Origin of the sequence: Amphibacillus sediminis NBRC 103570 (genome assembly GCF_001552275.1) — a bacterium.
GTDB lineage: Bacteria > Bacillota > Bacilli > Bacillales > Amphibacillaceae > Amphibacillus_B > Amphibacillus_B sediminis.
On the sequence record NZ_BCQW01000053.1, the window covers coordinates 1 to 5,563 of the forward strand.

At 36.0% G+C, this 5,563-nt stretch carries 4 protein-coding genes; 1 reads left to right on the plus strand and 3 read right to left on the minus strand.

All coding sequences use genetic code 11. The annotated features are described in order from the left end of the window. Window positions 1-289 precede the first annotated feature (289 nt). Window positions 290-751 (plus strand): VOC family protein, encoded by a 462-nt coding sequence (locus ASE01S_RS15155; protein WP_067844363.1) that lies wholly within the window; start codon window positions 290-292, stop codon window positions 749-751. 188 nt (window positions 752-939) lie between these two features. Here the strand turns inward: ASE01S_RS15155 and ASE01S_RS15160 are convergent, their stop codons facing one another. The 3 genes from ASE01S_RS15160 to ASE01S_RS15170 all read right to left on the minus strand — a co-directional run bounded on the left by ASE01S_RS15160 (window position 940) and on the right by ASE01S_RS15170 (window position 5,180). Further along, on the minus strand, window positions 940-1,701 hold the full coding sequence (locus tag ASE01S_RS15160; RefSeq protein ID WP_067844366.1) for an IclR family transcriptional regulator: 762 nt from the start codon (window positions 1,699-1,701) through the stop codon (window positions 940-942). 87 nt (window positions 1,702-1,788) lie between these two features. Continuing rightward, window positions 1,789-3,366 carry a response regulator gene (locus ASE01S_RS15165; RefSeq protein WP_067844369.1) on the minus strand — a complete coding sequence of 526 codons (1,578 nt, stop codon included), beginning with the start codon at window positions 3,364-3,366 and terminating at the stop codon, window positions 1,789-1,791. A 113-nt stretch (window positions 3,367-3,479) separates the two neighbouring features. Then, window positions 3,480-5,180, minus strand: coding sequence for a cache domain-containing sensor histidine kinase (locus tag ASE01S_RS15170; protein ID WP_067844372.1), 1,701 nt, complete (start codon window positions 5,178-5,180; stop codon window positions 3,480-3,482). Between the last annotated feature and the right edge of the window lie 383 nt (window positions 5,181-5,563).

A 5,563-nucleotide genomic window follows, 5' to 3' on the forward strand; every position in this document is an offset into this window, starting at 1 on the left:
GATGTCTAAGTGGGAGATCCAACAGCCAGTAACGGCCCGATTAGTTCAACTAACGTTCAGTGGGGGAAAAACCCTCCACTGAACGAAGTTTCACTTTATCTGAATGTGGTCAGGAATACGACTCCTTTAACTTCATTCGAACCGTTAGTCGATAAGTGGTGAGTGGTTTTGATAATTGCAAAAGCACTAGCATCGAATAATCATTGATCGTGTGATATTATTAGATAGAAATAGCTTCTGCTACGAACCAAGACAGTCGAGACATTTTAGTAAGGAGTGAAAATAATCAATGATACTAGGATTATATGAGGCACATTTACCAGTTAGCGATTTGAAACGTTCTATAGCATATTATACAAAACTAGGTTTAACCTTTTCTCATAGCCATGATGATAAGCTAGCTTTTTTTTGGATAGAAAAAAATAAAAGTTGGTTGGGACTATGGGAAACAGACAAGGTTGAACTTGAATACCATCCTTCCATCAGGCATATAGCATTTGAAGTTTCTTTAGACGGTCTAAAAGAAGCAATCTTGTGGTTAAACGAAAGAGGTTATGAGGCAAGAGAAGCCTTCGGTTTTGAACCAATTGAGCCATTTGTAATGGCCCATCATGGTATCGCTCATGCCAAAATCCACTTTAATGATCCTGATGGCAATAGTCTTGAGTTCATTTGTAAACTTCCCAATCCTAAAAATATAACGAAGCAGATGTATCTAAGTGAGTGGGAAAAACTAAACGAAGACAGCTAACATCTTTAATCATTGTGCACAATTGAGTTACGGTTTTTGCCTGCTACTTTCGAAAGCAGTTTACAGAAAAGAGAAGGTGGAGTATCCATTACACCACCAAAGCTATGCCAAGCTATTAAGGTGAAAGACGAGCAAAAATACATTTAACCTGAATCAGCAATCTTACCCTAATCATTGAATCAGGCTTTTCAACGTAATTCTTCAATGATATTCGTTTTGCATATGAGGATATGGTTAATCAGATCGTCTAACAGCTGATCTGTTAGACGGTATTTCGGTAAACTAACACTAATCGCACCATAGTTCTTTCCATTAACAGTGATACTACTCCCAATACAAAATACTTCATAATCGTGCTCTCCGTCATCAAACGCATACGCTTGTTCTCTAGCTTTTTCAATTTCACGATAAAGCTGAGCTTCAGTCACAATCGTATTTTCAGTTTTTTTGATCAGTGGGTTTCTCTTCAGATATTCTTGGATCTGTTCATCGGTAAAATCTGCTAAGACAGCTTTCCCCATTGCTGAGCAATACAATGGAATCGATTTTCCTATCTCTGAATAAAGTGAGACAGGTTTTTTGCTCTCGATTTTTGAAATATATTTAATTTGATCTAATTCATAGATACCTAAGTGAACCGTTTCTGTTGTCACCTTTTGTAAGTGTTCTAGGTGAGGCTGGGCAATTTGTTTAATACTAATTTGGTGTAGGCTTTTATTTGCGTACTTAATCAGGCGTGGACCTAAGCTAAACATTTTGGTATCAGGATCTTTTTGAACATAACCAATCAGCAGTAATGTATTTAAAATTTTTAGTGCTGTAGGGTTGGTTAGGTTTGTCTGTTTGGCAATGTCACTTAGTCGTTGTGGATTGTTATCACGTGATAGAAATTCAAGAATGTGATCGGCTTTAATCAAGACACTGCCATATGGTTGTTTTGTCTGTGCCATTTGTAGTCCTCCATATCAGATAAAAGATATCTTTCACAAGTATATCAAATCGTTAGCTGTCTGCAATCTTTTTACTCCTCGCGCATATTATCCATGCTCTCGTATCTCTTCATGTAAAAGTTGAGATGGAGAGTAGCCTAATACTTTTTTAAAAACAGCGGTAAAATAGGCTGGATTATCAAACCCTACTGCTTCAGCAACCTGATAAATTTTATCATTACCAGCGAGTAGCATTTTCCTTGCCTTTTCAATCCGTGTCTGTCTAAGGTATTCTTTAAAGGATAGTTGCATCTTATTTTTAAAGAGCTTACCTAAATAATTACGAGAAATATATAGTTCTTCTGCAATTTCATTAAGGGTAATGGGTTTATCGATATTCTGGTCAATATATTTTAATACCTGATCGATCAGTTTTGAGTGACGAATGTTCTCTTGAAAAACAGGCTGATTGGCAATTTCGTTAATGATATCGTTAAAATAATCGTACAATTCTTGCCATGATCGAAATTGGGCAAATTGTTGATAGAGATTAAAAGATGTATTAACGCTTTTTGTCATGCTAATACCATTGTCTGCTAACTCATATTTAAAGATTGTCCATAATTCGATTCCGACATGCAAGGCAATGGACGGAATAAAGGCTAACTCAAATATATTGACAAAGAAGTGCTGCAAAGTATGCTGGATTAGCTCTATATCAGTTGAACGAATTGCCCGTGCGAGCTCCTTCTTTATTGACGTAACCTCAATCATATAAGCGTCCGATTCGTTTGGGTTTTTTTTCATTAAAAGATCATGAATGCGATCAACTGTTTCTGTCCAATTCGTCGTATAAGTTCCGATTTCATAACTTACTTCAACAGAGAGCAATCGGTCAAGATTATGCTTGATTTGTTTGATAAGCTTGTCTAAGTGATCTGCTAAAATCGCCTTGTTCTGATGAGGGGTATGCAGACATAAAATACTATTAATTCGATCAATTTCAATATAATGATAGTCTAAATCAAAATCATAAATGGTATCTTTAATGATATTAGCAATGGCAAAATCCATTAATGGATATTCGGCTTGATTACTTTGTTTCTCTTTGGCTAAAGAGAATTGAAGTTTTATCGCTAAATGTAATTGTGATCCCCACCCAGCAATCACTTTTTTCTGATCGACTTGTAAAGTAGTCAGATTTAACAGTCCTTTAACAGCTAATTCAATAAGCTCCTCAGTTAAATATTGTTCATATTGCCTTACCTTCGTTTTGTAGCGCTGATAATCGAGCTGATTTTTTCGCTGTTCCTCAAGTTGCTGGAAAATACCTTCTACTGTTTCAATAATCGTTAATCGTGAAGCAGGTTTCGAAATGTAATCTTCAATTTTTAATTTTAACGCTTGTTGAGCATGTTTGAATTCAGAATAACCACTTAGTATGATAATTTTATTGTCAAAATTCTGTTGACGCAATGATCTGATCATTTCAATACCATCCATTTTAGGCATATAAATATCTGTAATGACTAAATCAGGCTGTTTGGTCATGACCATATCATAGCCTTCCTTACCGTTTTTGGCAGTACCTACTACCTTACAGTTCAAATTGGAATGGGATAAAGTTGCTGTAATCCCCTTTAGCACTTGGTAATCATCATCAACAATAGCAATCGACCAGGTCATGTTTGTTCCTCCTTGATTTTGTTGATCTATAAAAGGCATACTCAGACATATAGAGACGTTAGTAGAGCTAGTACTAAGGCGCTGCTGTCATTTAGTAGGAATTGGACCACCTTCTAAAAAGAAAATTCGTCTTTATTTGTCACTTTAGGAATCACTAGTTGTACTTCGACACCGCCTTCTGCTCGATTAAATAGATTTACTTTTGCTTTATTGTTGTAGTAATGATTTAATCGCTCTTTAACATTTTTAATACCATAGCCACCTGTTTTAATCACTTTATTACTTTTAGTAAATGAATCTGCACCAACCCCGTTATCTTTAATTGATATTAAGACCATCTCGTTTTTTTCTGAAATAGAGATGGTGATAAGCCCATCTTTTAGGTCTTGCAACCCATGAATAATAGCGTTTTCTACAAAGGGCTGTAATGTTAATTTAGGAATAAGCGCTTGACTTATGGAATCCTGGCAAGAAATTTGATAGTGAAAATGATTTTGTTTTCGAATGACTTGGAGTTTCAAATATTTTTCTACATAGTCTACTTCTTCTTCAATTGTCATAATACTTTCACCATTGGATAAGCCTGTTCTCAACATATCCCCTAATAGTTCAATCATCATACTCATCTCATCATCACCTTGTTCAATTGCTCGCCAGTTGAGTTGATCAAGTGTGTTATAGAGAAAGTGTGGATTTATATTTGCTTGTAAAGCTCTTAATTCCGCATGTTTGTGCTGCTTGTATTGTTTTATTAGCGAATTATGTAAGTGTTCATTTCGTGTAATAAGGTTACGATAGCCTGAAAATAACTGGCCAAATTCATTATGATAGTCTTTCGGAATGTCTTGAACCGTGCTATCTAGATGATAATGATTCATGAGATCTGTTAATTTAGCAATGGGTTTTGTTAGCTGGTTCGTAAGCACACTGATGATAATGATCACCACGAGAGTGAGCAAAGCACTAAATAATAATAAATCCTTTGCCACTTGTTTACTTGATTCTGTTAATTCGTGATACGGAGTAACACCGATTAACTTCCACTCATAGGGGAGGAGATCGGTTTTAACCACTAATTCATCACCTTCAATAAGGTACGGTTGTTCCTTAATTGCTGAAGAGACAGCATAGTTTTCACCAATTACAACATGATTTGTACTTGCTAAGACATGATCGTTTTCATTAATTAAATAGAGAGTGGATTCATTTGGATATGAACGTAACCAATTTTCAACGATTAAAGGGTCTAGATTTAGAACGATAATCGCTTGCATATCTCCACGTGCATTATTAATAACACGAGCATGACTGATCACACGTTCTTCACCAGCAATCATTTCAACAGTTCTAATCCCTAGCCAAGCCGATATTTGTTTATCTAATAAATGAATCCAATCGCTCTGCTTGGCATGATCAAGGTGACCGTACCGAACAGGGTTCTGGATATTGTTTGTCGGTGGATCATTCATGTAGATCTCAATCGAATGTAACGCACCATTACTGTAAACGGAATTTGAAAAATCAATGCTAAGAGAATAGGCCTGGTAGTAACTTGTTCGATTATTAATCACTTCATTTAGGCTGCGCTGTCTTGACAAAACAACAGCATTTGTTTCAAGTGATCGCAATTTTTCTTCAATGTTTTGCTTGATTAAATCTAAATTTGTCTGCTGTTGGCTTGCTGTTAAATGGACAATTTCATTCACAGAGACTCGATAATTCATCAAAATAATGGTAGATAGCATCACAATAAAGAAAACAGTTAGGCTAACAAATAATATGAGTTTGAATGAGTATTTTTTAAATAGTTTCAATAGGGACCTCCAATAGAGGATGTTCAAAAAGTCACCAAATGATAAGCGTCACATCTCATTGTTGGCTTGTTTTAGCGCGACTCACGTATCTAAAAGGCATACGTTCCGTTGCTCAAAACTTCGCCGCCTCGACCTGCTTGCTTCTAATTTGGCAACCTTTTGAACACGGATTAAAAAGGATGTTCAAAAAGTCACCAAATGATAAGCGTCACATCTCATTGTTGGCTTGTTTTTGCGCGACTCACGTATCTAAAAGGCATACGTTCCGTTGCTCAAAACTTCGCCGCCTCGACCTGCTTGCTTCTAATTTGGCAACCTTTTGAACACGGATTAAAAAGGATGTTCAAAAAGTCACCAAATGATAAGCGTCACATCTCATTGTT